Raw genomic sequence first — 24,733 nt, 5'->3', positions numbered from 1 at the left:
GTACAGAGTTAAAAGGAGGAGCGGACATATGATGGATCGCCAATCGATCGTCACAAGAAACCATCCGGTACTGACGCGGATCGAACCTCTATCCCCTTTATCAGTGGGCAACGGGGAATTTGGATTCAGCGCCGATTTCACAGGGCTCCAGACCTTTCCGGAAGCCTACGAAATTCCTTTGGGAACCCAATCCGCTTGGGGTTGGCATTCAACCGGAGGCCGCCATGTATTCGGTGACGAGCATATCGTCTTCCAGCCTTTCGATACCTATGGCCGGCAAGTATTATATCCGATGAAACCGGAAGGCAAAGACGAGGCCTATCATTGGCTGCGCCAAAATCCGCATCGTCTCCAGCTTGGACGCATCTCGTTTCGGCTGCTGCGGCAAGACGGACAAGAGGCGGAGTTGAGCGACGTTGTTCCGATCCGTCAGGAGATGCATCTCTGGACAGGCGTGCTTCACAGCATCTTCGCGGTGCAAGGTACGGAAGTCAGGGTGGAAACGGCCTGTGATCCGCAGCGGGATTGCATCGGCATTCGCGTGCACTCCGCTTTGATTCGCGAAAATCGCCTGCAGCTGTTCGTTGCCTTCCCTTCACCGGACATGACCCACCGCAGCTGGTCGAAGTCTGTTTTTCCGGAATGGAACCGGGATGACAGGCACAGCACGGCGCTGATCGAAACAAGGGATGGTTCCGCTGCATGGAAACGTTTGCTGGATGAAGACGAATATGCCGTGAAATGGATGTGGGACAAAGGGCGGCTGACGCAAACGGGAACTCACGAATTTACGCTAATGCCGCGCATGGATTCCGACTCGGAAAGCTGGGAATGCAGCATCGCGTTTGCTCCCCGTAATCCGGAGCCGCAGCCGGCGCATGCCACTATGCAAGCAAGCTCGGATCACTGGCAGCGATTTTGGAATGGCGGGGCCGCCGTCGATTTGTCCGGCAGCACGGACCCGCGCGCTGCCGAACTGGAACGGCGGATCGTGTTATCCCAGTTCCTCTCTGCTGTACACAGCGCAGGAAGCATGCCGCCGCAGGAAACGGGGTACATGTACAACAGCTGGTTCGGCAAAATGCATCTGGAGATGCATTGGTGGCATGCGGCGCATTTTCCGCTGTGGGGGCGTGCTGATCTGCTGCTGAGAAGCATGGATTGGTATGTGGCTATCCTGCCGGAGGCTCGCAAATTGGCTCGTTCCCAGGGCTATGCGGGTGCCCGCTGGCCCAAGATGGTCGCGTACGATGGGCAGCAATCGCCGTCGCCCGTCGCACCGGGTTTGATCTGGCAGCAGCCGCATCCGACGGCACTGGCCGAAATGTGTTATGCAGCACGCCCGGAGGTATCGTTGCTGGAACGATACAAAGACATCGTGTTCGAGGCGGCTGATTTTATGGTTTCCTATGCTCATTGGGATGACGAAAAGAAGGCGTATGTTCTGGGTCCGCCGCTCATTCCGGCACAGGAAAACCATGCCATGGCCGAAAGCCTGAATCCGCCGTATGAGCTGGAATACTGGAAATACGGGCTGGACATTGCGGTGCGATGGGCAGAACGGCTGGGCATCACAGCTCCGCCGGAATGGATCGATGTGGCCTCTCAAATGGCGAAACCGCGGCACGAGGAAGGCGTGTACCTAGCGCATGAACACTGCCCGAACACCTTTACCGCCAAAAATCAGGATCATCCATCGATGCTCGGAGCGCTCGGCCTGCTGCCTGGCTCCTTGGTCGACAAAGGCATCATGAAAGAAACGCTGCTCAAGGTAAAGCAATGCTGGGACTGGGAGTCTGCCTGGGGGTGGGATTTCCCGATGTGCGCCATGACGGCGGCCAGGCTGAACGAACCTGAGCTCGCCGTCGATTTCCTGCTGATGGAGGCGACGAAGAACACGTATTTGCCAAATGGACACAACTATCAAAGACCCGGACTATGGGCATACCTGCCCGGAAATGGCGGATTGCTGACGGCGGTGGCGATGATGGCCGCAGGATGGACGGGAGCCGCTGAACGGGAGAATCCGGGGTTTCCGCAAGACGGGAGCTGGAGCGTGAAGTGGGAAGGGCTTAAACCGTTGCTTTGATGACCAGTTTCATCTTTATTCATAACAACACCTGGCACTTGTCGGGCAATCGTTGAAGAACACGACAGGGGGAGAGCGATATGGGCGAAATGTCGGCAAACGCAATACAGCGGCAAAGCAGAATGTCCGCCAAAATCGCGGATACGCTGCTGTCCGAGTGCACGGACGGGAACCACCCGAAGCTTGCGGGAAAATGGGGCTACGTTGCCGGAATGACGCTGATGGCCTTGGAACGTGCGGCAGTATGGAATGAAGAAGCGAAATATGCTGAGATGGTCCATCACCACCTGGACGGCTTGATTGACGACGACGGAACGATCCGGACCTACTGTCTGGAAGACTATAACCTGGACATGATCAATGAAGGGAAAAACCTCTTTTCCCAGTGGAGAAAAACGGGCGAGGAGAAATACCGCCTGGCGATATTGCGGCTGGTCGCGCAGTTGAAAGGACAGCCGCGCACGAGCGAGGGCGGGTTCTGGCATAAGAAGATTTATCCGTATCAAATGTGGCTGGACGGCGTGTACATGTCCTCTCCGTTCTTGGCCGAATATGCCAGTACGTTCGATCATCCTGAGAGCTTCGATGAAGCGGCACGTCAAATATTGCTGATCGAGCGGAGAACGCGCAATTCCAAGACGGGGCTGTTGCATCATGCCTGGGACGAGAGCCGGGAACAGCGTTGGTGCGATCAGGAAACCGGCCAGTCTTTTCATGTCTGGGGCCGGGCGATGGGCTGGTATGCGATGGCTGTGGTCGATGCGTTGGAGCATTTTCCGATCGATCACTCGCAGCGAGGGCAGATCATGGGCATTTTCGAGCGGATGGCTTATGCGATTGCCCACGCGCAGGACCATGACAGCGGGCTATGGTATCAGGTCATGGACCAGAACGGCAGGGAAGGCAATTACCTGGAAGCTTCCGCTTCCTGCATGCTGACTTATGCGCTGGCGAAGGGACTGCGGCTTCGGTATTTGGCCGAGTTGGATCGCAGCGTCATTGAACGTGCATATGATGGAATTTTGAACAGGCTGGTTACCGAGGATGAAAAGGGGATACACCTGCACCATATTTGCCACGGCGCAGGCCTTGGCGGCAAGAAATACAGGGACGGCTCATACGCTTATTACATTAACGAAGAGATCGTGAGTGATGCGCAGATGGGCGTTGCTCCGTTCCTGCTGGCAAGCATTGAAATGGAGAAGCTCGGGGCAGGAGAACCATGAGCAGCTTGGCAGGAGATTCGAATGCCGCCAGACCGGACCAAAACAAACTGCTGTTGAAATATCCTGCATCGTGGTGGCAAGGCATGTGGCGTGAAGCGCTTCCTTCGGGCAACGGCAGACTTGGCGCTTCCGTTCAGGGAGGCGTTCAGGAGGAAATTGTGTTATTGCAGCATGCCGATCTATGGCATTGGGGCCAAAAGCACGAACTGCCTGACGTCAGTCATACGCTGCCGGAGACGCGTCGCCTGATGGATGAGGAACGTTATTTGGAGGCGAGCTGGCATTTGACGCGAACGCTGCAGACGCTCGGGTATGCCTCCAGGTTGTCTTCGCGATTTCCGCTCGCGGCGCTAACCGTAACGATGCCTGGCAACCGTGCTTTCCGCAGCTACCGCCGGGAACTGGAGATGGACACGGGTGAGGTTCAGGTTCGCTGGCAAGACGGCGAGCGGGAATACTCCAGGTGTTTGTTCGTCTCCCGGGCGGACGATTGCATCGTCTATAAGGTGGAAGGGAGAGAGCTGGAAAGAACAAACCCGATAAAGGTTACGGAATACAGGGCTGAAGCATCGTCTGAAGGTTCGCTCGAAGGTTGGATCGAAGGAATGATCGGGCTGCGTTTTCACCCCGGCGACAAGGTGCGGGAGGATGACGAATTCAAGGCTTTGGCGTCTTCGATCACTGTACGAGTAGAAGACAACACGATTTATTACGGCGGCCGCAACGATGACGGGCAAGATTTTGGCGCGGTGCTTGTATTAAATCCTTTAGATGGCGGGCACACGGTAAGGAAGGATTCAACGGATGTAGGCAGTACTGCTCAAAAGGGCAGTGACAAGCAGGCAGAAGGTTCAGGCAAAGCTGATCAGAACGAAGGAAGCGGCCAAGCGCTTGCGGGTCATCTCCATTTTCGGATGCCAGGCACATGGCTGATTTTGGTCAAAGTGTTTGCGACCGGGGAAAGGCAGCGGCAGTGGTCTCGGTTAAAAGAGGAACTGTCGCAGCTCGCCTCCGATTACGATGTTTTGCTCGCCAGGCATGTCGCGCTGCATCAACCGCTATTCCGCTCTGTCGGACTCGATCTGGATGATGAAGGCGATGATGGCCGCTGCAATGAAGAGATGCTTCTGGCAGCCTATGAAGGCGCCGCTCCTGCGGGGCTGGTTCGCAAACTTTGGGCTTTCGGCAGGTACCTTTTCATCAGTGGAACGCATGAGCACGGGCAAACGCCTTTTGGTCTTTATGGCTTGTGGGGCGGGGATTACCGGCTGATCTGGGGCCATCACATGGCCAACGAAAACGTGCAAATGATGCATTGGCATTCCAATGTGGGCGGGTTGTCCTGCCTGAACCGGGCATTGTTCCGTTACTATAACGGTTTAATGGAGGATTTCCGGGATAATGCACGCAAGCTCTACGGCTGCCGGGGCATCTATATCCCTGCCGGAACGACGCCGGGCATCGGTGTGCCGAACCAGATCGTGCCGGTTATCATGAACTGGACCGGAGCAGCGGGCTGGCTTGCCAGGCATTATTACGAACATTACAGATATACCGGCGACCTGCATTTTCTGCGGGACGAAGCTTTGCCGTTTATGCGTGAGGCTTTGCTGTTTTATGAGGACTTTCTGGTGCCGGGCCCGGACGGGAAATATCTCATCTATCCATCGGTATCTCCGGAGAACACGCCGCAGAACTTCATGCCCAAAGACGGACAGCAGCTTGCACATCCAATGCCCACCGCTATGAATGCTACCATGGATGTGGCCATCGTGAAGGAATTGCTTCAGCATACGATTCAGGCCAGCCATTTGCTCGGCATTCACAAAGAAGACATCCCGCGCTGGGAAGCCATGCTCGGTCGTTTGCCTGCGTATATGGTCAATCCGGCCGGCGCAGTGAAGGAATGGCTGCATCCCGCGTTCGAGGATCGGCAGGATCATCGTCATCTTTCGCATATGTATCCGGTTTTTCCGGGACAGGAGGTGACCCGTGAGCAGCAGCCGGAGCTTTTCAAAGCATTCGAAACGGCGGTGCATCAGCGCCGACTCGGCGCCCAGAGCGGCTGGTCGCTTGCACATATGTCTTCCGTCTATGCACGCCTGGGCGATGGTGATCGGGCACTGGAGTGTCTGGACGTTCTCGCGCGCTCCTGCGTGCTCCATAACGGTTTTACCCTGCATAATGACTGGCGCCAAATGGGGGTGAGTATGACGATGCCTGCTGCACCCGTGCAGTTGGATGCCAATTTGGGCTGGGTCAATGCGGTACAGGAAATGCTGCTTTACGTTTCGCCGCAGTGGATCAAACTGCTGCCGGCATTGCCGTCCGCATGGGTGAAGGGTTCTTTCCGCGATTGGCGCATACCGGAAGGAAGCCTGTCTCTCCACTGGGATCGGTCAGCAGGAGCATTCCGCGCAGAAATAAGCGCCCTTCGTCCGATGGTTGCCAAGCTTCAATTGCCGCCATGGGTTCCAGGCATTCATGCCTATGGACGAAAGGATGGCATTTCGGGTCCAACGGCGCCGGGTGAGTATAAGCTGCAACTAGAAACCGGGGAGAGGCTTATGATTGAACAGGCATGATGTCAAAATGAGGAACTGGATGTTATAATTTGGTTTTAATACATTAGCTGAGTAGAGCAGAGAAAGGTGAGATGAGGAGCATGGCTCAAGTCAAAATTTTCGGGATAAAGGAACGCCTGAATCCGGTGAAAGCGAGGTTGTCGGACATCGTCCATGAGTGCGTTGTCGCAAGCTTCGATTTGCCTGAAAGTAAAAAATTCCATCGTTTTTTCCCCATGGACCGGGAGGATTTTCATTATGCGCCCGGACGCACGGAAGCGTATACGATCATTGAATTGAGCATTTTCGAAGGCCGGTCGGAAGCGGCGAAGAAACAGCTGTTTCGTTCGCTTTTCGAACGAATCGAGCAAGAGCTGGCTATTGCCGTTCAGGATGTTGAAATCACGATCTTCGAGACGCCGAAATCCAACTGGGGCATACGGGGATTACCCGGAGACGAATTGGATCTTGATTATAAGGTGGATGTGTAATTAAGTAAGGAATAAAAGATGCCAAGCCGCCGAAAGGTGGCTTTTTTGGTTTTTAATGAATCAGGATGGTGTTGGGGTTGCCGATGGAAGTTTAAGATGCGCAATTCATTTTTTTCTTGACATGTGATGAGAGATGCAATAGATTTTATCTATTAAAGAAATCAATTGAATGGTTTAGAGGTGGTCGAGAGTGGACGAAAGAGAATTTAGAGACGGCTTGTTTATTGAATTCGCTCGGATTGGTAAGTGTTTATCCAGTCCCAAGCGGTTGGAAATTTTGGACGTGCTGACGCAGGGACCGAAATCGGTAGAAAGCATTTCCAAAATGACTTCGATTTCTGTGGCGAACGCTTCCCAGCACTTGCAAACCTTACATCAAGCTAAATTGGTCGTATCCAAGAAACGTGGAAATTATGTGTTTTACGAGCTTTCCGATCCGGCAGTATTACATTTTCTCCATTCTCTTTACGGACTTTCAGAGAAAAAGCTGGTCGAAGTCCAACATATTAAAGAGCAATTTATGGGGCAATTTTCGGATGTGGAGGCCGTCACACTGGATGAATTGTCAAAGCGTATGGATGCAGGAGAAGTCGTGCTTTTGGACGTGCGTCCGATAGATGAATACGAAGCGGCACATATTCCGGGGGCGGTATCAATCCCCATTGAAGAATTAGCCGAGCAATTATCCTCATTGCCGCAAGATGCCGCCATCGTAGCTTACTGTCGTGGACCATATTGCCTTATGGCGATCAAAGCTATTGAAATGCTCAAGGCTCGGGGTTACGAGGCCTTCCATCTTGATCGAAGTGTTCATGATTGGAATGATTACGTGAGTAAGGAAGCAACCACTTCATAAACTTGGAACCAATCAGCAAGGTCTGACCGATATGAAAAATCAGCCTGATTCAGGGAAAGGTGTTAACAAGATGGGAATGGCAAGCTCTGTCACAAGGCAACAAGAATTGATTAATAGCTATGCGGAGTCCCCGGAGAAACAACGGAAGCTGTATCGGCGTACACTTGCAACAGTGATTTTCTCGCAAATTTTTGGAGGTGCCGGCCTTGCCGCCGGAATCACGGTGGGCGCTTTGCTGGCTCAGGACATGCTGGGTACGGACAGTTACGCGGGTGTACCCACGGCACTGTTTACGTTGGGATCGGCTGCGGCAGCCTACATGGTCGGCAGGTATTCTCAGAAAAAAGGGAGAAGGCTTGGCCTAGGTCTGGGATTTGTAATCGGGGGCATAGGCGCAATCGGGGTGATTTTCGCGGCACTCCTGAACAGCATTTGGCTGCTCTTACCTTCGTTGCTCGTATACGGTGCCGGGACAGCAACCAATTTGCAGGCGCGTTATGCAGGAACAGATTTGGCATCACCGAAACAGAGAGCAACTGCAGCGAGCATGGCGATGGTATTCACGACCTTTGGTGCGGTTGCTGGACCTAATCTGGTCGACGTTATGGGCGAATTTGCGCTTACGATTGGTGTACCTAAGCTTGCGGGACCCTTTATTCTGGCTGCGGCCGCTTATATTTTGGCTGGGATCATACTGCTGGTCTTTCTTCGACCCGATCCACTTTTAGTTGCGAAAGCTGCTGCTACGCGAACAGTGCACAATACAACATCTGCGGGACAAACGGAAACACTGCTTGAACGCAGAGGAATCATTCTTGGTGCTTCCGTGATGATTCTGACTCAAATCGTTATGGTTGCCATTATGACGATGACCCCGGTACATATGAAACATCATGGGCACGGGTTAAGCGAGGTAGGGATTGTCATTGGTTTCCATATTGGATCGATGTATTTTCCTTCGTTGATTACAGGCATTTTGGTGGATAAAATCGGTCGAACGACCATGGCCATCGCATCGGGGGTAACGTTACTCCTTGCGGGAATCACGGCAGCACTTGCGCCAGCCGACTCCATGACACTGTTAATCATTGCCCTTTCGCTTTTGGGGCTCGGATGGAATTTTGGACTCATCAGTGGTACGGCACTTATCGTGGATTCAACGAGATCGACGAACCGTGCAAAAGTGCAAGGTTCTGTGGATGTATTGATCGCGCTTGCGGGTGCCTCTGGCGGAGCGCTGTCCGGTATGATGCTGGCACATACCAGTTATGCGGCCTTATCTTTTGCAGGAAGCGCACTATCGACATTGCTGATACCGATTATGTTCTGGCCTCGTAAAAGGCAAGCGAACGTAGCATTGAATACAATGGGGCTTAATGAATCGAAGGGCGAATAAGGTGGATTGTGACTATCATTGGCGCCGCTGGGCACTCCATGTCTATTCTTGCGAACATATGTTAAAATGGAACAGTACTTACGTTTTAGCAAATAAGGAGGCCCACATGCAGCTGATACAACCCCAAGATATCCAATCCCGGATCGATCGGCTGGCCGATCAGGATCTATACGTACACCTGGAACTGACGTCAGGTGCATATGCCAATCATTATGACAGCTCGAAACACCCGGCTTCGGCATTCATTACCAATGCGGTTATTCGATATACGCAAGGTTCCATCTCCGGTACAAACCCTTACCGTGTCGGTTTGAAGACAACGCAAGGCTGGATCTATGCCGAAGGACTTACTCACGTCGACGAAAACGAGCAGGAGCGATTGATCCTGGCCGGGCACGATAGCCAAGGCAAATTGGTTGTCGCCCTGCAGTTGAGCCGGGAACCCTTTTGAAGAAAGCGGAGGATCAAGCAAACATGAACAATAAAACATATGAAAATCAACGCATTCTTGTCGTGTTTCCCCATCCTGACGATGAAGCATTCGCTGCATCGGGAACGTTGGCCAAGTACATAGCCGGAGGTGCGCAGGTAACTTATGCTTGCCTTACGCTTGGCGAGATGGGTCGCAACATGGGCATTCCGCCGTTCGCCAACCGGGTTACTCTGCCGATCATTCGCAAAGAGGAACTGAGGGAGTCTGTCGAGGCGATTGGCATTCAGGATTTGAGAATGCTCGGCTTCCATGACAAAATGATCGAATTCGAAGACAAAGACCTGCTCGACGGGCAGATCATGGAACTGGTCAAGGAACTGAATCCCGCACTTGTCATTACCTTCTATCCAGGGTACAGCGTACACCCCGATCATGATGCGACCGGTGCCGCCGTCATTCGCACGATCCAACGGTTGCCGGCAGAAGAGAGACCGCTCGTATACTGCGTGGCGTTTTCCCGCAATCATGAAGAGGCGATCGGAAAACCGGACGTGTTGGTGGACGTCAGTGATTTTCTGGCCAACAAGGTGAATTCGATTCGTGCGCACCGTTCGCAATTCCAGGCCGCAGAGCTTTTCGGAAACCGTGAGCTGGACGATGAAGAAATTCGCGGGAGGTACGGCCGGGAAGCATTCTGGACCTATCGTTTCGAGTAATTTCCATGCATCCGTCCATATGATTACACAACGAAAAGCCGCCATTGGCGGCTTTTCGTTTGAACAGGCCAGCCAGTATTTAATGGTTGGCCTGTTTTGCCGGTTTGGATTCGAAGGTTTCCCATCGTATGGCAACCTCCATCACAATGGCTACAATGACTCCGACGATGAGCCCGTTCGAAAAAATCGGCGACCACAGCGGCGGAAAATCCGCAAATGCGGAGGCAGGAATGTTCATGATGCCGATCCCGGTCAATACCGGAAGGGCCACGCGATAGATCGTTTTGTCGTTGAACGAAGTCAGCGTGAATGAGCGGATTGCCGTACCGAACATTTGCAGATACGCAATGAACAGCACCGCGCTGCCCACCGACATCGGAAGTGTGGCTAGCCAGTGGCTAAGGGCGGGAACGATCCCCACCAGCACGAGTAAGGCTGCCCCCAGCACAAATGCGGCGCGGCGCAGCACTTTCGTATTTTCCAGAAAGCCGATGGAGGAGGCAAACGTGCCGAACGGTATCAAGCCAAAGCATGCACCGATCACCGAAAACGATTTGGTGAACAATAACGAGCGCACAAATCGCTTGTTTTCAATGTTTTGCTGATACAGTTTGCCTGCTGCCGTGAGGCTCGTTAAGGTGTTGGTCATGTTAACGAGGCCGGCGACGAGGCCGACGAGCAAAATTCCCGGTTCGAAGGAAGGCTTGCCCCAAGGCATCCAGTTCCATATAGCGATGCTGCCCGTGTTCGCCGATGCCGTCCCGTCATGCTGGCCGAACAAGGCCGCATAAGCGATCCAACCGATAACCAAGCCGCCAAGCAGCGAAAATTGGCCGATTTTGCCCTTTCCTTTCATGTGGATCAGCGATACAACCACCATGACAAAAAGCGACAGTCCCGCAAGCTTTAAATCCCATTTGCCCTCTTCGTTGAAGCCGATCAGGCCTTTAAAAAACGTATTCGCCAGTTGGAAGGTCAGCAGGAGCAGATAAACACCCATAACGATGGGTGTAAATATGCGCTGCAGCAGCTTCAAGAAGCCGAATAACGTCAATGCCATCGCCAGGACGCTGGACAAAATAAACCCGCCTGTCAAATTCGCCGCAACGGTGGCCGCATCCATGCCCATGGTCGGGGCGGAAGCGATGATGCCCAAAACAAGCCCCCACCAAACCCCGGCAGGTCCATCCATAAGTGCCAAACGATGTCCCCAGAGAGCTTGCACGATGCATAATATGCCGGTCAAAATAAACGAACGCTGCATCGAAGCAGCAAGATCCGGAGCGTTCAGCCCAAGCGCATGGCCGATCGACAGCGGCACAAGCACCGTGTTGGTAAACAAAAAGAAAAGCCACTGCACACCTGCTAGAAGGGTGCTGATGGCATGTTTAGACTGTGCAAATTCCATAATTCATTCCCATCTTTCTGTACTATACAAACCGACTAATCAATACGGCTTCTATAAACATATTTGATTAAGCGTATTAGCGGCCGCCCGCCGCTTTCAGAATCGCGATCATTTCGATATATCCGCGTTTTTCCGCATGTGCCAACGGCGTTACTCCTTCGTTGTCGGGCAGATTTACATCGGCCCCGTGCTCGGTCAACAGCTGCACGATCCGGGTGTGTTTGGTGCCGCCATGACCCAAAATAACGGCTTCCAGCAGAGCGGTCCAACCCAGATTGTTGATATGATCGATGTTGACGTCGGAGTGCTCAAGCAAGTACTGCACGATGTCCACATGTCCGCGGTCGGCGGCCGGAATGAGTGCGGTCCCGCCGAACCGGTTCGTAAGCGTCGTGTCTGCTCCCGCCTCCACGGTCAGTTTGACGATATCCAGCAAGCCTTCTGCACCTGAGTACAGCAGCGGGTTATCGGAGCGATGATCGCGCTGGTTGATGTCGGCCCCCGCATCGATCAGCGCTTTTAGCGTGTCCGGATGGTTGCCATGGGTGGCAGCCAATGCTGCGGTCCGTCCGCGTTCGTCGGTAGCGTTAATGTCGGCGCCGGCCTGAAGCAGGGCGAGGATCTTTGCGGTGTTGCCCTGTTCGGCAGCCGCGAACCATTCTTTTTGCATAACTTGATCTCCTTTCGTGTTAACCGTACAACCTGCCAGAATGATAACTATCGCAGCCAAGAGGCCTTGGGTTAAATAACTCACATTATCCCTCCATGAATAGGTAACGTTTTTATGTTATCATGGGATTTATCTATATGAAAAATATTAAATTCGTAGCGAAAGTATATGAAAAAAGTATGTTTGATCACGCCGTCAACCATTCATGTACGCATTTACCGAGTATGGAGGAACTCATGGATATCAAACAGTTGCGTTATTTCATCGCCCTTGCCGAGGAAAAGCAGGTGACTTCGGCAGCGCGCAGGCTTCATATGTCCCAGCCCCCGCTCAGTCAACAGCTGAAGCTGATGGAAAGCGAGCTGGGCGTACGGCTGTTTCACCGGAACGGGCGTCATTTGGAGATGACGGCTTCCGGGAAAACGTTGTACGAGCATGCACTGACGATTACCCGCCTGATGGAGGAAGCCAAAGAAGAGGTGCGCGAATCCGGCACGGATATTCGGGGGAAATTGTCCATTGGAGTCAATACGTTGTCCGATCCGGGGCTGCCGGGTGCACTAAGCCGTTTTCGAGAGCAATATCCCAAAGTGACGTTCAAGATCCAGCAGAACGAAACGAATACGCTCATCCGGTTGATCCGGGAAAAGATGCTCGACATGGCCATCGTCCGCATGCCCGTCGATATGGAAGGACTGGACTACGCGCTGCTCGGGGAAGAGCCTCTTCAATTCGTTGTCGGGGAGAACGGACCGGCATCCGTAGCAAACCTTGCTCAGGCCGTATCCTACGAAACGATCGCGGGTTATCCGCTGCTGCTCCCCAGTACGGAAGGTCTCGGACTATACAATCTGTTGCTGGAGCAATTCCGCTCCAAAGGGCTAACGCCGGACATTATCGGAGAATGCTCCGATATCGGCATGCTGCTGGAACTCGTTTCCTCCGGATTCGGGGCGTCCATATTGCCCAAGACGTCACTGGCGAGATATATGGATCATCGCCTGCGAACGTATCGCATCGATGATGCAAAGGCGGTATCCGGTTCGGCCGTAGTCTGGCTGAAACGCCATTATTTGAGCAAAGCGGCCATGCTGCTGATCGATTCGATATCGGACAGGTCATCCCGCGAGCGTTGAAACCGGCATTGTTGCATCGGCATGTTGCATATGGGCAACCGGATCAAACTTGTGTTAACATGTGCACTAACGCATTCATAGCAACATGAAGAAGGTGAACCCATGTCGATTCGAATCAAAATGCTGTTGTCCTTTACGGGGATGGTGGTCATAAGCCTGTTGTTTGTCTTGTTTACGGCAAGTCTCTATACCATTGCAGCGACGGGGGATCTGCAAAGCTTCCGCGATATTTATAAAGTACATTACCAAGTCAACCCGCTAACCGATCAAGGAGAAGCCATCTTCCAGGAATTGAAATATACAGCCAAAAACAGCCCGGACGACCTTCAGGACGTCGTTTTGCTGCGCGAGTACGACATGAAGCTGCGAGTCGAGAAATCAGGGCTGTTCGTCAGGCGCGAGAGTCATCAGATTTTCGAATCGCTGACGTTCAATCAACCGGAACTGGGGAGGGCGCTGCCTCCCTATGATCTGAACAACAACCAAATCCGCAGCACGTTTAACATCAGCGAACGATTCTATGCTTACGCCAAATTCGATTTCACATTTTCGGACGGTGAGCGGGGGAGCGTGTTCGTCATTCGGGAGAGAAGCCCGGTTGCCGAACTTACGCGTAAACTGCTTCCGGTTATGTCGCTTTTGCTGATCGGCGTGCTGATCGTTACGAACCTGCTGCTTTACCGCTGGATCACTCGAAGTTTCATTAAGCCGTTGAATCAACTGAAAGACTCTGCAGAGCGAATCAAGGAGGGCAACCTCGCGTTCCAACTCAAGCGCAATTCCAATGACGAGGTCGGACAATTGAGCGAAGCTTTCGAGAGCATGCGCAACCAATTGCAGCGTTCGAACGAGCTCCGGAAACTGGACGAACAGAACCGAAAGGAGCTCATTTCCAACATTTCGCATGATTTGCGTACGCCGATCACCAACATTAAAGGATACATCGAAGGCATTCGCGACGGCGTGGCCAACACCCCTGAGAAAATGGAAAGCTACGTCAACATCATTCACGCCAAAGCCGTTAGCATGGACAAGCTGGTCGATGAGCTCTTCTTGTACTCCAAGCTCGACTTGAATCAAGAACCGTTTCTGTTCAAAACGGTGGACATCGTCGATTTTTTGGAAGACAGCATCGAGGAATTAAGATACGACATGGAAGGCAAAGGCGTCGTCTTCGGTTGGTTCAACCATGCGGCCGGGCCAGTCATGGCATCAGTGGATTTGGACAAGCTGCAGCGTACGGTGGTCAACATCGTGGACAATGCGCTGAAATATATGGAAACCGACGGACAGAGGCGATTCGGCATTACGCTGGATGCGGACAGCGAATGGATCACGATGGCGTTCATGGATAACGGAAAAGGCATACCGGAAGAGGCCTTGCCCCATATTTTCGAGCGTTTCTACCGTGCGGAGCCATCCCGCAATTCCGCAACGGGAGGGAGCGGACTAGGGCTTGCCATCGCCCGTCAAATCATCGACGGCCATGGCGGCTTGATCTGGGCAGAGAGCGAGAAGGGGGCAGGGACGACGATTTTCATCCAATTGAAACGGCTGACGGAAGAGGAGGTACGGCATGGAGAAAGCCAACATATTGATCATTGAGGACGAAACGACGATTGCGCAATTGGAGCGGGATTATTTTGAGCTTCACGGATTCGCTGTCGATCTTTGCCATACCGGAAACGAAGGGCTGAAGCTGGGGCTGGAGGAAGACTATAACCTGATCATTGTTGACCTGATGCTGCCGGGATTGGATGGTTTCGAGTTGTGCAGGCGCATTCGCGAGGTGAAGGAAGTGCCCATTCTCGTCGTGTCCGCCAAAAAGGAAGAGATCGACAAAATCCGGACGTTCAATCTGGGCGTCGACGATTTTATCACGAAACCGTTCAGTCCAAGCGAATTGGTTGCCAGAGCCAAAGCCCATTTGATGAGATACGAGCGGCTGCTCGGCAAAAGCAAACCCGCGGAGCAGGATGAAATTCATGTTCGCGGACTGCACATCGACAAGGCATCCCGCCGCGTGTTTGCGAATGGCGAAGAAATCGCGATCACTACGAAGGAGTTCGATCTGTTAGTCTTCCTGGCCAGCCATCCTAACAGGGTATTTGGAAAAACCGAATTGTTCGAACGCATTTGGGGCATGGATTCCAGTGGGGATATCGCCACGGTGACTGTGCACATTCGCAAGCTTCGCGGAAAGCTTGAGGCTGATCCGTCGAATCCGGAGTATATCGAAACGGTATGGGGAGCAGGGTACCGGTTTACGGTCTGAGTTTCGATAAAAATTCGCCAAAGTTTATTTTTTGTTAATCTTTTTGCCCTTGGGAGTTTCTTTCTATCCTCTATGCTAGGAATACAGGCAATAACAACCCATTAGAGGAGGAAATTCAGCATGAAACTCACAGCCAAAAAATTCGCCGCATTGTTAACCATAGCCGCATTAGGAACGACAGCACTTCCGACCTCTTATCATCAGGCATACGCAGCTCCAAGCACCGTGAACGTCTCGGCGACAGGATTGCAGTTGGCCTCGCAGATTGAAGCCGCCATTAAGGAATTGAACGATCTCGGCATCATGAACGGATATGCAGACGGCTCGATGGGAGAACAGCGGGAAATCAACCGTGCCGAACTCGCCACATTGTTATATAAAGGGTTTGGACTGGAAAACAAGTCGGGTGAAGGCGTGCAATTGTCCGACGTCAATGCCAATGCATGGTATGCGCCATACACATCGAAGCTTGTTGAACTCGGCATCATGAAAGCCGACAACGGTCAGTTCAATCCGCAAGCCACCATAACGGATGCGGAGCTCGCTGAAGCCGTTTCCTCGGTGCTGCAGCGGGACATCAAATCCGTTCAGCACTGGATGAACGCATTTTACGTGGAGAGCAGCCCAGTAACGCGGGGAGAAACGGCGGTCTTGCTGCAAACGGCCCGTTTGGCCATTCCTTCCGAAGAAGCACAGGTGACCAGCGTTCGATCGCTGAACGCCATTACGCTGATCGTTACGTTCGACAGACCATTGACAGCAGCGGATGAAGTTTTTGCCAAAGCACAAACGGATTTGGCGATCAGCGGAGGGTTGAAATTAACCAACATGCCTCGTTTGAAAACAGGGTCGATCGCAACCTATATCGTTCCGACGTCCGTTCAGAACGAGGGCGAATTCTATCGTCTTACATACAAAGGGACAACTGCAGGCACATTCACGGGCAGCGGCACCAAACTGAATATGACGACAGCAACCCAGATCACGAACGATACATTTGAGCTTGAAGCTCTGCAAGCGAATGGCGTCGTCGACTACGGGTACGTCATTTCCGCATACAGCGGCGGACGTGGCGCGAACGCATTCGTGCTGGACGACAGCGAAGAAGCAGCAGGAAAAACGTATCAGATCATCTCTTCCATGCAAGCAAGAGAAGTGGTGATCACACCGGAAGGCGGCGAGCCGATTGTTGCGAAATACGTTCCGTTCACCCAATCGACGGATGGCAAACAAAAGCCGAAATTCCGCATGCCGGAAGGGCAGGTGCTGCAACCTGGCGTGAAATATACGGTGACTTCCGATTGGGCAAACATTGCCAATCCTTCGTTCGTGGCGTCAACGTTCGAACCGCTCCAGATTGAAAGCGCGCAGGCCTTGAGTGAAACGTCCGTGGAAGTCACGCTGGCCCAAGATCCTGGCGATGAACTGTTCTCCGGCCGCAGCGTCACGCTGACATCGCCGGAAGGAGACGTATTGACGGCGACATACAAATATTCGAGCCGCAAAGGCGCGACAGGCGTATTTGACCTGTCTGGCGACGGCAAGCTGGTAACTGGCACAACGTACACGGTGGCACCTGTCGGCGAATGGGCGGCCGGTTCTTCGGTAACGACGACGTTTGAGTAAGAGAGCGGACGTGAACATTCCGGACCAAGGCGGCGTATCGCCGCTCACTCACGCAGGAACAACGGATTTAAGGAAATAGAAGCCATTTTGATCCAGACAGGCGCCAAAGAGTAGATTTAGCTTCAAACTTTAAATTCCATTAGAACGAAAAACGGCCTTCTCCTAATGTGGAGAAGGCCGTTTTTTTGAAATCACCAATGTTTATCGGTGCAATGACAAGGCTTAAAAATCGAAATTGTCCGGGTCGGGTCCAACGCGCAGATTTTCGTTCATCGCCGTAATTTGCTTCATTTCATCGGCGGACAGTTCAAAGTCGAACACATCGGCGTTGGAAACGATCCGCTGCTCTTTGGTGGATTTCGGAATCGTCACCACGCCATTTTGCAGATCCCAACGGATGATGACTTGGGCCACTTCCTTGTTGTGCTTGTCCGCGATTTCCCGGAGCAGCGGATGGTCAAGCAATTGTCCTTGCATCAACGGTGACCACGCCTCCAATTGAATGCCGTGCTCGCGGCAGAAGTCGCCGACTTCCTGCTGGGTGAGACGAGGATGGTATTCCACCTGATTGACCATGGGCACAACTTTGGCGTCCTTCATCAAATCCTGCAGATGATGAACCTGGAAGTTGCTGACACCGATCGCTTTCACTTTGCCGGATGCATAGATCGTCTCCAATGCTCTCCAGGCCTCTTTATATTTTCCGGCAACAGGCCAATGAATGAGGTACAGATCCAGGTAATCCAATCCCAACTTTTGAAGACTTGTTTCATAAGCAGCAAGGGTGGACTCATATCCAAGATCGGCATTCCATACTTTCGAAGTGATGAACAATTCGTCACGGCTTATTCCGGCATTTTTCATACCTTGGCGAATGCCTTCGCCGACTCCTGATTCATTGCCATAAATAGCAGCGGTATCGATGCTCCGATAACCTTGCCCAATCGCATATTGAACCGCATGAACGAGTTCCTGTCCTTCTTCCACCTTGAATACGCCGAGGCCCAGGCCTGGCATGTTGACTCCATTATGCAGCGTGACTGTATCTTGCAGATTTTTTATCATGATTGTGCCTCCAATGAATGGTTTTGTTGGTATTGTGTTTGTTGCGGTTTATCGGCTCGGGCGTCGCGTTTTTCAAGCAGCCGGCTCCAGCCTGTAAGAATAACCGCGCCTGCGACCATCAGCGCTCCGATCCAGGCGGTGTGGATCAAGCCGATCGAATCGGTGATCACGCCGCCGAGATACGAGCCGATGGCGATGCCTGCATTAAATGCCGCGATGTTGATCGCGGACGCGACATCCACCGCTGATGGAACATAACGCTCTGCAAGCACGACGACATGCGACTGCAAGCCGGGAACGTTCATGAAAGCGAACAATCCCATGAGAATTAAAGTTATGAGACCGGCAACCTTATACGGTGCTGTGAAGTACATGGCAAACAGGACGATGGCCTGAATGATGAACATGAAAAATAATGCGCGCAGCGTATTCCGGTTAGCCAGTTTGCCGCCAGCCATGTTGCCGATGGCGATCGCAACGCCGTAGACGAGAAGAATGATGGCAACGGTGCTTTCTCCAAATCCCGTAATGGTTTGAAGCATTGGCGACAGGTACGTGTACACCACGAAGGTGCCGCCGTATCCCAAAGCGGTAATCATGAACATCAACAACAAGCGTCCGTTCGTGATCAGCTTGTACTGATCCCGGAAAGAAGCCTTCGCGCCTTTGCGCAGATCGGACGGAACGAGCAGGGCGTTTGCGACAAATGCTGCTGCACCGATGGCGACGATAATGATGAATGCGACGCGCCATCCAAATTGCTGCCCGATAAAGGTACCGATCGGCACTCCGGTTACCGTAGCCACGGTAAGGCCGGTAAACATGATCGAAATGGCGCTCGCCCGTCGATGCTCAGGCACGACGTCCGCGGCGATCGTCGACCCGATCGACATAAACACGCCGTGGGAGAACGCGGACACGACGCGTGCGGCCAGCAGCATGCCGATGCTGGTTGCCGACGCCGCCAGCGCGTTGCCGATGATGAATACGACCATAATCCACAGCAGCAACGTTTTGCGTGGTATTTTCGAAGTGACGGACGTCAGTACGGGCGCTCCGAACGTGACGCCCAGCGCATATAGTGAAACGGTCAGCCCTGCCGTTGTGACGGAAATATGCATGTCCTCCGCGATCAGGGGCAGCAGCCCGACGCTGATGAACTCGGTGGTGCCGATGGCAAAGGCGCTAATGGCCAAAGCCAACAGCGCAAGCAGGCTGCGTTTATTGTCCGTAGACATGAATGTTCCCTCCTGTATAGGTTATGATGCAAAGTAGATGCCAGCTTGATTTGTTAATCCGTAAAGCGTGGCACTCCTCGGCGACAAATGCTATTATGGAGGATGAATTCAAAGGTTGGAAGTACGTACTTTTTTGTACTATAGGAACCTGAAAGTACGATAGGTACTTTTTGGTGCCTACCTTACGCAATGGAGAGATGAAGATGAAGGACAAAAAATATAACATCGGGGTAGAGGCAACGCTGGACGTCATCGGGGGGAAATGGAAATGCGTCATTCTGTGCCATCTGACCCATGGACGGAGAAGAACCAGCGAGTTGAAGCGGCTCATGCCAGACATCACGCAAAAAATGCTGACGCAGCAGCTGCGCGAGCTTGAAGCCGACGGCATTATCAAACGGATCGTGCACCATGAAATTCCTCCCAAGGTGGAGTATGAATTGAGCGAATACGGGCAAAGCCTGCAAAGCATTCTCGATGCGTTATGCGCATGGGGGGAACAGCACATCTGTAATGTGTACGGCCATTACGACGTGCTCGACCAAAATCCGCTGAACGAACATTTGCGATCCTCCGCGAATGAACCGCAATAACGAACCCGCAGAATGAACTTAAGCCGTCTCGCAGCCCTCTGGAAAATGACAAAAGCCCTGCCAATCCATGGATTGGCAGGGCTTTTGAAGGTTGTTAATCGTCTAACATGGATACTCTACAGCATGATGTATGCATGGGAGTTGTTTTGCATTTAACGCGGTTCCTTGGTTGCCCGTGCAGCTTTCACATATTTAAGCTGCGCAACGATGATCACGCTGATAATGACCAGCAAAAACCAGGAGCTGATCTTGCTGAAACTGACGAGATGCCAGGTTTCGTGCTGGTCCGGATACTTCCAGCCATTAAAAAAGGTAGCGATGTTCTCGGCTGCCCAAATGAAAAATCCGACAATGAGAAAAGCGATCGTTAACGGCATGCGATACGTTTTGGTACGCACTCTATAGATGATCCAAGTTTTCCAGAAGACGATAAACACCAACGCCGTCAACCACCAGCGAAAATCAGGGATGAAATGATGGGTGAAAAAGTTGAGGTATATCGCTCCGCCAAGCAGGAAGGAAGACGTGCCTCCAGGCCATCCGGTCATATCCATCCGCAGCCTGCGCCAGATCTGGCACATGAAGCTCGCCACGCTCGCGTACATGAACCCGCTGTAGAGCGGAACTCCGAACAGTTTGGTATACGCTTCTTCAGGGTACGACCAAGATCCCATCCAGACTTTATACAATTCAAGTGCCAGGCCGATGACGTGAAAGACGCAGATGACTTTGATTTCGTCGAGGGTTTCCAGTCCGCTGCGGTACATAACATACTGCACGCCGAGCAATATGAGCAGGATCGCATCGTAACGATGCAGGAAAGGAATCTCGATGATGCTGGTCAGGGCCAGCGTTCCAAAGATGGCGACCGGGAAAATACAGCTCATCGCCTGATGGTATCCAAAATGGAGAAGTTGAATGAAAGCTTTCAAAATGGTTGTGCTCCTTCCGATGCACCGCCTAATGCGATGGATGACATGACGTCATTCATTCGTTTTAATGTCTATAGAAACCGCGTTAATCAATCACACAAGGCCACTGCGAGTGCAGTACCATCTTCCGATCGCTGTTATCCCCAGATTTTTTTGAATCCCCTTTCTAAGGGGAAAATCCGGTGATAAATGCGACCGCTTCGCTTCTCCAGACTGGTTCTGCCTCTTAACGTGTGTATGTTTTTTGCGGTTTATTTACATAGCCCATTCATCATAATATATGTGATTTAAGAGAAAAAGAGAAAAAAACGGATGTGCATCTTCTTGTTTTAGCCGAAAAGGAAGGAAAGCGAACGACTGCTTTTAGCATAACGCACACAAAAAAAGCCGGACACGCCTGTTGCAGGCGGGACCAGCTTCTGAGGAATACGCGATAAAAGCAGCGCATGTGAATTAAACGGTGATTACATGTTCGTGTACTTCATCATGGTCTTAATTTGCAGCAGTGGTTGAAACGTACTTGGCACGGGCAATTTTAGTGGCATCGACCATGTTGCGCAGGGAGGCGATCGTTTCTTCCTGTCCCCGGGTTTTTAAGCCGCAATCCGGATTGATCCAGAACAGCTTCGGATCGAGCACCCGCAAGGCGCGGTCGATCATGGTGCTCATTTCCTCGACGTTCGGAACGCGCGGACTATGGATATCATAGACCCCGAGACCGATGCCCAGTTTGTATGTGTTCAGCTCAAAGCTGTGAATCAGCTCGCCATGGCTGCGGGACGTTTCGATCGAGATGACGTCGGCATCCATCGCTTCGATCGAGTCGATCATGTCATGGAATTCGCAATAGCACATATGCGTATGGATTTGCGTTGTTTCCTGCACGGTGCACGTCGTGATTCGGAATGCTTTGACCGCCCAATCCAGGTAATTCGCCTGCTCCGCTTCCTTAAGCGGCAAACCTTCGCGAACTGCGGGTTCATCGACCTGAATCATGCCAATGCCTGCCTGTTCCAAAGCTTCGACTTCTTGTCTAAGCGCGTAAGCCAGTTGATAAGCGATCTGCTCACGCGGGATATCGTCGCGCACGAACGACCAGTTCATGATCGTGATCGGTCCGGTCAGCATGCCTTTGACCGGGCGATCGGTTCGGGATTGGGCGTATTTGGTTTCTTCAACGGTCATTTCTCCGATAAAGGCGACATCACCATAGATTACAGGCGGTTTTACGCAACGGGAACCATACGACTGGACCCAGCCGAATTGCGTAAACGCAAAGCCAGCCAGTTTTTCACCAAAAAATTCAACCATGTCGGTACGTTCGAACTCCCCGTGTACGAGTACATCCAGCCCGATATTTTCCTGAATTTCAATCCAAGCATCGATCTGTTTCCGGATAAAGTCGGCATATCGTTCATCACTGAGCTCGCGTTTGCGCCACGATTGGCGTGCTTTCCGCACTTCGGCGGATTGAGGGAAGCTGCCGATCGTCGTCGTTGGGAAAAGAGGCAACTGCCATTTGGCTTGCTGCAAGACGTAACGTTCCGCAAAAGGAAGGGAACGCTTCGGCTCTTGCTTACTCAATGCAGCCACCGCCTGATGAACGGCAGCCCGATTCCGCTCTGCCGATTGCTGAAGAGCCTGAAGGGCTTGCTCTGCATCATGCAATTCGGTTTCGATCTCTGCTTTCCCGGAAGACAGGGCTTTGGTCAACAGAACGATTTCATGGAGCTTCTCATCGGCAAAAGCGAGCGCGTTGTTCAACTCGGACGGAAGCTTCGTCTCTCGCTCCGTAGTAACCGGCACATGAAGCAGGCTGCAAGAGGACTGCACGATGATGCGTTCCGACGGCACGATTTTGGCCAAAGACTCCAGCAACAGCAGCTTGTCCTGAAGGGAAGCCTTCCAGATTCCACGCCCATCGATGACGCCTGCACCGAGCACCTTGTCTGCCGGGAAACCGGACGTTTGGATGGACTTCAGATTGCCGGAAAGTCCATGAACGAAATCAAGACCGATGCCTTGTACGGGCAATGCCACGATGTCGTCATAATGTTCCACCGATTCAAAGTAGGTTTGCAGCATGATGTTCAGGCCTGGTGCCGCTGTGGCAAATGTCTTGTAGATTTTGTTGAGCCGGCTGATATCCGCTGTATCCAAGGAAGTGACCAGAATCGGTTCATCGATTTGAACCCACTGAACGCCTTCGTCCGCAAGCTCTTTAAGAAGCTGCGAATAGAGTGGAAGGAGGCGATCGAGCCAAGCATCGGTTTCGGATTTGTCGTACCCTTTGGACAATTTCAGGAAAGTCAGCGGACCAACGATCACGGGTTTGCCTTCAATCCCCAGCTGTGCTTTGGCTTCGCGGTAAGCGACCAGCGGTCTGTTCTCGGTGAGCGCCGGTTCGGCGCCGTCCAGCTCGGGAACGATATAGTGATAGTTGGTGTTGAACCATTTTGTCATTTCGCTGGCTGCCGCATCTTTCGTACCGCGGGCAATGCCGTAATAGACGGATAACGGAACGGCGCCGCCGTCGTAAGAAAAGCGTTTCGGAACGATGCCAAACATGACGGCTGTATCCAATATGTGATCGTAGAAACTGAAATCATTCACGGGAATGAGATCGACGCCTTTGGCCTGTTGTTTGCGCAAATGGTCTAAACGAATGTCTTGCAGCCGCTGCAAAAATTCCGTTTCTTCCAGTTTTCCGGCCCAAAAGGCTTCCAATGCTTTTTTCCATTCACGGTCCGCGCCGATTCGCGGATATCCCAATACACTGCTCTTCGTCATTGCTCATAACCCCTCTACAAATGTGTTACAGAAAAGGTATCATAGAATGCCCGGCACCATGTAATTCCAGAAAATTATATCTAGCTATAGCTAAAAGCTATAGTGGAAATGACGATGACTGCATGGAGCGAACCTGAAGAAGCTTCGGGAATGTACGGGAGATCGGCATCACGAATGGACGAATGGTTGTGGGGCATAATAGTCATCGAAATAGAGGGGTGATTACGATATTAAGTTACTATTCATTTAATTAGTAACCTTTCGTAATTAAGTTATGGGGATACGATCAATGTTTCAAATCTAAGACGGAACGGTTACATATTCCAAGCGTTTATTTTGTGTATAGTAGCTTGATTTTCGTCAAAATCGTTTATACTGGAGGAATCAACATGACGGATCTTAAAGACAAGGTTGCCATTATTACGGGCGGGGCTTCCGGTATAGGTTTGGCAACGGTAAAAGCTTTTCTGGACAAAGGCGCGAAAGTCGTGATCGCCGATTACGACGAGGAGCACGGAAAAAGCGTGGAACAAGAACTGAAACAGACCTATAAAGATGTTGTTTTTATCAAAACGAATGTAGCCGATGAGAAACAAGTCGAAAACCTGGTGGCAGAAACAGTTAAACAATTCGGAAAATTGGACGTGATCTTTAACAATGCCGGCGTTGGCGTGCAGAAACCTTCGCATGAATTGACGGACGAAGAATACAAACGTGTCATTTCCATCAACCAAGACGGCGTATTCTACGGTTCAAAATATGCCATCCGCGAAATGCTGAAAACAGGCGGAGGTTCTGTCATCAGCACGTCTTCGATTCTTGGTTCCGTGGGTGAACCCACGTCCATGCCTTATGCAGCAAGTAAAGGTGCCGTCAACCAGATCACCAAATCGCTTGCTCTGGAATATGCGGATCGTAACATCCGCGTTAATGCCGTAGCTCCCGGATTCGTCGAGAGCGGCATGGTCAACAAAGAGGCACTGGGAGAATTCTACGACGGTTTGGTCGCGAAACATCCGCTGGGCCGCTTGGGCAGACCGGAAGAGATTGCTCATGCCGTCGTATTCCTGGCTGAAAATGATTTTGTTACAGGAACAACCGTGTTAGTGGACGGCGGATATCTGGCCCAATAACTACCCGATCTATAGCATTTGAAGCCGAAAAGCGGTACAAACCCGAAAATGGTTTGTGCTGCTTTTTTTGTTTGTTTTGGCAATGCCTCCATTCTT

At 52.0% G+C, this 24,733-nt stretch carries 20 protein-coding genes; 14 read left to right on the top strand and 6 right to left on the bottom strand.

Annotated features, from left to right (window positions below; translation table 11 throughout):
• The first annotated feature begins 31 nt into the window (after positions 1 to 31).
• The 8 genes from RSX24_RS12040 to bshB2 all read left to right on the top strand — a co-directional run bounded on the left by RSX24_RS12040 (position 32) and on the right by bshB2 (position 9,771).
• Entirely contained in the window at positions 32 to 2,089 is a 2,058-nt protein-coding gene (locus RSX24_RS12040) for a glycoside hydrolase family 65 (protein ID WP_343260890.1), read from the top strand.
• A gap of 80 nt (positions 2,090 to 2,169) precedes the next feature.
• Positions 2,170 to 3,315 carry a glycoside hydrolase family 88/105 protein gene (locus RSX24_RS12035; RefSeq protein ID WP_343260724.1) on the top strand — a complete coding sequence of 382 codons (1,146 nt, stop codon included), beginning with the start codon at positions 2,170 to 2,172 and terminating at the stop codon, positions 3,313 to 3,315.
• Positions 3,312 to 5,900, top strand: coding sequence for a glycosyl hydrolase family 95 catalytic domain-containing protein (locus RSX24_RS12030; RefSeq protein ID WP_343260723.1), 2,589 nt, complete (start codon positions 3,312 to 3,314; stop codon positions 5,898 to 5,900). Before RSX24_RS12035 ends, RSX24_RS12030 begins: the two co-directional genes overlap by 4 nt.
• Positions 5,901 to 5,980: 80 nt before the next feature.
• On the top strand, positions 5,981 to 6,370 hold the full coding sequence (locus tag RSX24_RS12025) for a tautomerase family protein (protein ID WP_236413823.1): 390 nt from the start codon (positions 5,981 to 5,983) through the stop codon (positions 6,368 to 6,370).
• A gap of 190 nt (positions 6,371 to 6,560) precedes the next feature.
• The gene (locus tag RSX24_RS12020; protein ID WP_236413824.1) at positions 6,561 to 7,226 is read left to right on the top strand and encodes an ArsR/SmtB family transcription factor; all 666 of its coding nucleotides are present in this window, start codon (positions 6,561 to 6,563) and stop codon (positions 7,224 to 7,226) included.
• Between the two features lie 70 nt (positions 7,227 to 7,296).
• The gene (locus RSX24_RS12015; RefSeq protein WP_236413825.1) at positions 7,297 to 8,622 is read left to right on the top strand and encodes an MFS transporter; all 1,326 of its coding nucleotides are present in this window, start codon (positions 7,297 to 7,299) and stop codon (positions 8,620 to 8,622) included.
• A gap of 106 nt (positions 8,623 to 8,728) precedes the next feature.
• Positions 8,729 to 9,073, top strand: a complete 345-nt coding sequence (locus RSX24_RS12010) for a YojF family protein (RefSeq protein WP_236413826.1) — start codon at positions 8,729 to 8,731, stop codon at positions 9,071 to 9,073.
• A gap of 23 nt (positions 9,074 to 9,096) precedes the next feature.
• Positions 9,097 to 9,771 carry a bacillithiol biosynthesis deacetylase BshB2 gene (gene bshB2 / locus RSX24_RS12005; RefSeq protein WP_343260722.1) on the top strand — a complete coding sequence of 225 codons (675 nt, stop codon included), beginning with the start codon at positions 9,097 to 9,099 and terminating at the stop codon, positions 9,769 to 9,771.
• 79 nt (positions 9,772 to 9,850) lie between these two features.
• Here bshB2 and RSX24_RS12000 read toward each other — a convergent pair whose 3' ends face one another.
• Together RSX24_RS12000 and RSX24_RS11995 are read right to left on the bottom strand one after the other, a co-directional pair.
• Positions 9,851 to 11,179 carry a uracil/xanthine transporter gene (locus RSX24_RS12000; RefSeq protein WP_343260721.1) on the bottom strand — a complete coding sequence of 443 codons (1,329 nt, stop codon included), beginning with the start codon at positions 11,177 to 11,179 and terminating at the stop codon, positions 9,851 to 9,853.
• A gap of 76 nt (positions 11,180 to 11,255) precedes the next feature.
• Positions 11,256 to 11,849, bottom strand: coding sequence for an ankyrin repeat domain-containing protein (locus RSX24_RS11995; RefSeq protein WP_343260720.1), 594 nt, complete (start codon positions 11,847 to 11,849; stop codon positions 11,256 to 11,258).
• A gap of 236 nt (positions 11,850 to 12,085) precedes the next feature.
• Between RSX24_RS11995 and RSX24_RS11990 the strand changes: the two genes are divergently transcribed.
• From RSX24_RS11990 to RSX24_RS11975, 4 genes are all read left to right on the top strand, one after another.
• The gene (locus tag RSX24_RS11990) at positions 12,086 to 12,985 is read left to right on the top strand and encodes a LysR family transcriptional regulator (RefSeq protein ID WP_343260719.1); all 900 of its coding nucleotides are present in this window, start codon (positions 12,086 to 12,088) and stop codon (positions 12,983 to 12,985) included.
• A 102-nt stretch (positions 12,986 to 13,087) separates the two neighbouring features.
• Entirely contained in the window at positions 13,088 to 14,590 is a 1,503-nt protein-coding gene (locus RSX24_RS11985; RefSeq protein ID WP_343260718.1) for a sensor histidine kinase, read from the top strand.
• The gene (locus RSX24_RS11980) at positions 14,562 to 15,260 is read left to right on the top strand and encodes a response regulator transcription factor (RefSeq protein ID WP_236413832.1); all 699 of its coding nucleotides are present in this window, start codon (positions 14,562 to 14,564) and stop codon (positions 15,258 to 15,260) included. The genes RSX24_RS11985 and RSX24_RS11980 overlap by 29 nt, the downstream gene beginning before the upstream one ends.
• A 120-nt stretch (positions 15,261 to 15,380) precedes the next feature.
• Positions 15,381 to 16,886, top strand: a complete 1,506-nt coding sequence (locus tag RSX24_RS11975) for an S-layer homology domain-containing protein (RefSeq protein WP_343260717.1) — start codon at positions 15,381 to 15,383, stop codon at positions 16,884 to 16,886.
• A gap of 222 nt (positions 16,887 to 17,108) precedes the next feature.
• Here the strand turns inward: RSX24_RS11975 and RSX24_RS11970 are convergent, their stop codons facing one another.
• Together RSX24_RS11970 and RSX24_RS11965 are read right to left on the bottom strand one after the other, a co-directional pair.
• Positions 17,109 to 17,951 (bottom strand): aldo/keto reductase, encoded by an 843-nt coding sequence (locus tag RSX24_RS11970; RefSeq protein WP_343260716.1) that lies wholly within the window; start codon positions 17,949 to 17,951, stop codon positions 17,109 to 17,111.
• Complete coding sequence (locus RSX24_RS11965; RefSeq protein WP_339278071.1) at positions 17,948 to 19,189, bottom strand: MFS transporter; 1,242 nt, start codon at positions 19,187 to 19,189, stop codon at positions 17,948 to 17,950. The genes RSX24_RS11970 and RSX24_RS11965 overlap by 4 nt, the downstream gene beginning before the upstream one ends.
• Positions 19,190 to 19,392: 203 nt before the next feature.
• On the opposite strand from RSX24_RS11965, the gene RSX24_RS11960 reads away from it, so the two are divergent.
• Entirely contained in the window at positions 19,393 to 19,782 is a 390-nt protein-coding gene (locus RSX24_RS11960) for a winged helix-turn-helix transcriptional regulator (RefSeq protein WP_236413836.1), read from the top strand.
• A gap of 152 nt (positions 19,783 to 19,934) precedes the next feature.
• Here RSX24_RS11960 and RSX24_RS11955 read toward each other — a convergent pair whose 3' ends face one another.
• Positions 19,935 to 20,714, bottom strand: coding sequence for a DUF817 domain-containing protein (locus RSX24_RS11955; RefSeq protein ID WP_343260715.1), 780 nt, complete (start codon positions 20,712 to 20,714; stop codon positions 19,935 to 19,937).
• A 492-nt stretch (positions 20,715 to 21,206) separates the two neighbouring features.
• A complete protein-coding gene (gene metE / locus RSX24_RS11950; protein WP_343260714.1) occupies positions 21,207 to 23,504 on the bottom strand; it encodes a 5-methyltetrahydropteroyltriglutamate--homocysteine S-methyltransferase in 2,298 nt (765 codons plus the stop codon).
• Positions 23,505 to 23,893: 389 nt separating this feature from the next.
• On the opposite strand from metE, the gene RSX24_RS11945 reads away from it, so the two are divergent.
• On the top strand, positions 23,894 to 24,637 hold the full coding sequence (locus tag RSX24_RS11945) for an SDR family NAD(P)-dependent oxidoreductase (RefSeq protein WP_343260713.1): 744 nt from the start codon (positions 23,894 to 23,896) through the stop codon (positions 24,635 to 24,637).
• Positions 24,638 to 24,733: the final 96 nt, after the last annotated feature.

Origin of the sequence: Paenibacillus hubeiensis (assembly GCF_032334105.1) — a bacterium.
GTDB classification, from domain to species: Bacteria; Bacillota; Bacilli; order Paenibacillales; family Paenibacillaceae; genus Paenibacillus; species Paenibacillus hubeiensis.
This window is presented reverse-complemented; position numbering and strand designations above follow the sequence as displayed.

What these genes read in the sequence shown, in the direction of transcription:
- RSX24_RS12040 (WP_343260890.1), top strand. Translation starts at nt 32, where the DNA reads ATGGATCGCCAATCGATCGTCACAAGAAACCATCCGGTACTGACGCGG.
- RSX24_RS12035 (WP_343260724.1), top strand. Translation starts at nt 2,170, where the DNA reads ATGGGCGAAATGTCGGCAAACGCAATACAGCGGCAAAGCAGAATGTCC.
- RSX24_RS12030 (WP_343260723.1), top strand. Translation starts at nt 3,312, where the DNA reads ATGAGCAGCTTGGCAGGAGATTCGAATGCCGCCAGACCGGACCAAAAC.
- RSX24_RS12025 (WP_236413823.1), top strand. Translation starts at nt 5,981, where the DNA reads ATGGCTCAAGTCAAAATTTTCGGGATAAAGGAACGCCTGAATCCGGTG.
- RSX24_RS12015 (WP_236413825.1), top strand. Translation starts at nt 7,297, where the DNA reads ATGGGAATGGCAAGCTCTGTCACAAGGCAACAAGAATTGATTAATAGC.
- RSX24_RS12010 (WP_236413826.1), top strand. Translation starts at nt 8,729, where the DNA reads ATGCAGCTGATACAACCCCAAGATATCCAATCCCGGATCGATCGGCTG.
- bshB2 (WP_343260722.1), top strand. Translation starts at nt 9,097, where the DNA reads ATGAACAATAAAACATATGAAAATCAACGCATTCTTGTCGTGTTTCCC.
- RSX24_RS12000 (WP_343260721.1), bottom strand. Translation starts at nt 11,179, where the DNA reads ATGGAATTTGCACAGTCTAAACATGCCATCAGCACCCTTCTAGCAGGT.
- RSX24_RS11995 (WP_343260720.1), bottom strand. Translation starts at nt 11,849, where the DNA reads ATGCAAAAAGAATGGTTCGCGGCTGCCGAACAGGGCAACACCGCAAAG.
- RSX24_RS11990 (WP_343260719.1), top strand. Translation starts at nt 12,086, where the DNA reads ATGGATATCAAACAGTTGCGTTATTTCATCGCCCTTGCCGAGGAAAAG.
- RSX24_RS11985 (WP_343260718.1), top strand. Translation starts at nt 13,088, where the DNA reads ATGTCGATTCGAATCAAAATGCTGTTGTCCTTTACGGGGATGGTGGTC.
- RSX24_RS11980 (WP_236413832.1), top strand. Translation starts at nt 14,562, where the DNA reads ATGGAGAAAGCCAACATATTGATCATTGAGGACGAAACGACGATTGCG.
- RSX24_RS11975 (WP_343260717.1), top strand. Translation starts at nt 15,381, where the DNA reads ATGAAACTCACAGCCAAAAAATTCGCCGCATTGTTAACCATAGCCGCA.
- RSX24_RS11970 (WP_343260716.1), bottom strand. Translation starts at nt 17,951, where the DNA reads ATGATAAAAAATCTGCAAGATACAGTCACGCTGCATAATGGAGTCAAC.
- RSX24_RS11965 (WP_339278071.1), bottom strand. Translation starts at nt 19,189, where the DNA reads ATGTCTACGGACAATAAACGCAGCCTGCTTGCGCTGTTGGCTTTGGCC.
- RSX24_RS11960 (WP_236413836.1), top strand. Translation starts at nt 19,393, where the DNA reads ATGAAGGACAAAAAATATAACATCGGGGTAGAGGCAACGCTGGACGTC.
- metE (WP_343260714.1), bottom strand. Translation starts at nt 23,504, where the DNA reads ATGACGAAGAGCAGTGTATTGGGATATCCGCGAATCGGCGCGGACCGT.
- RSX24_RS11945 (WP_343260713.1), top strand. Translation starts at nt 23,894, where the DNA reads ATGACGGATCTTAAAGACAAGGTTGCCATTATTACGGGCGGGGCTTCC.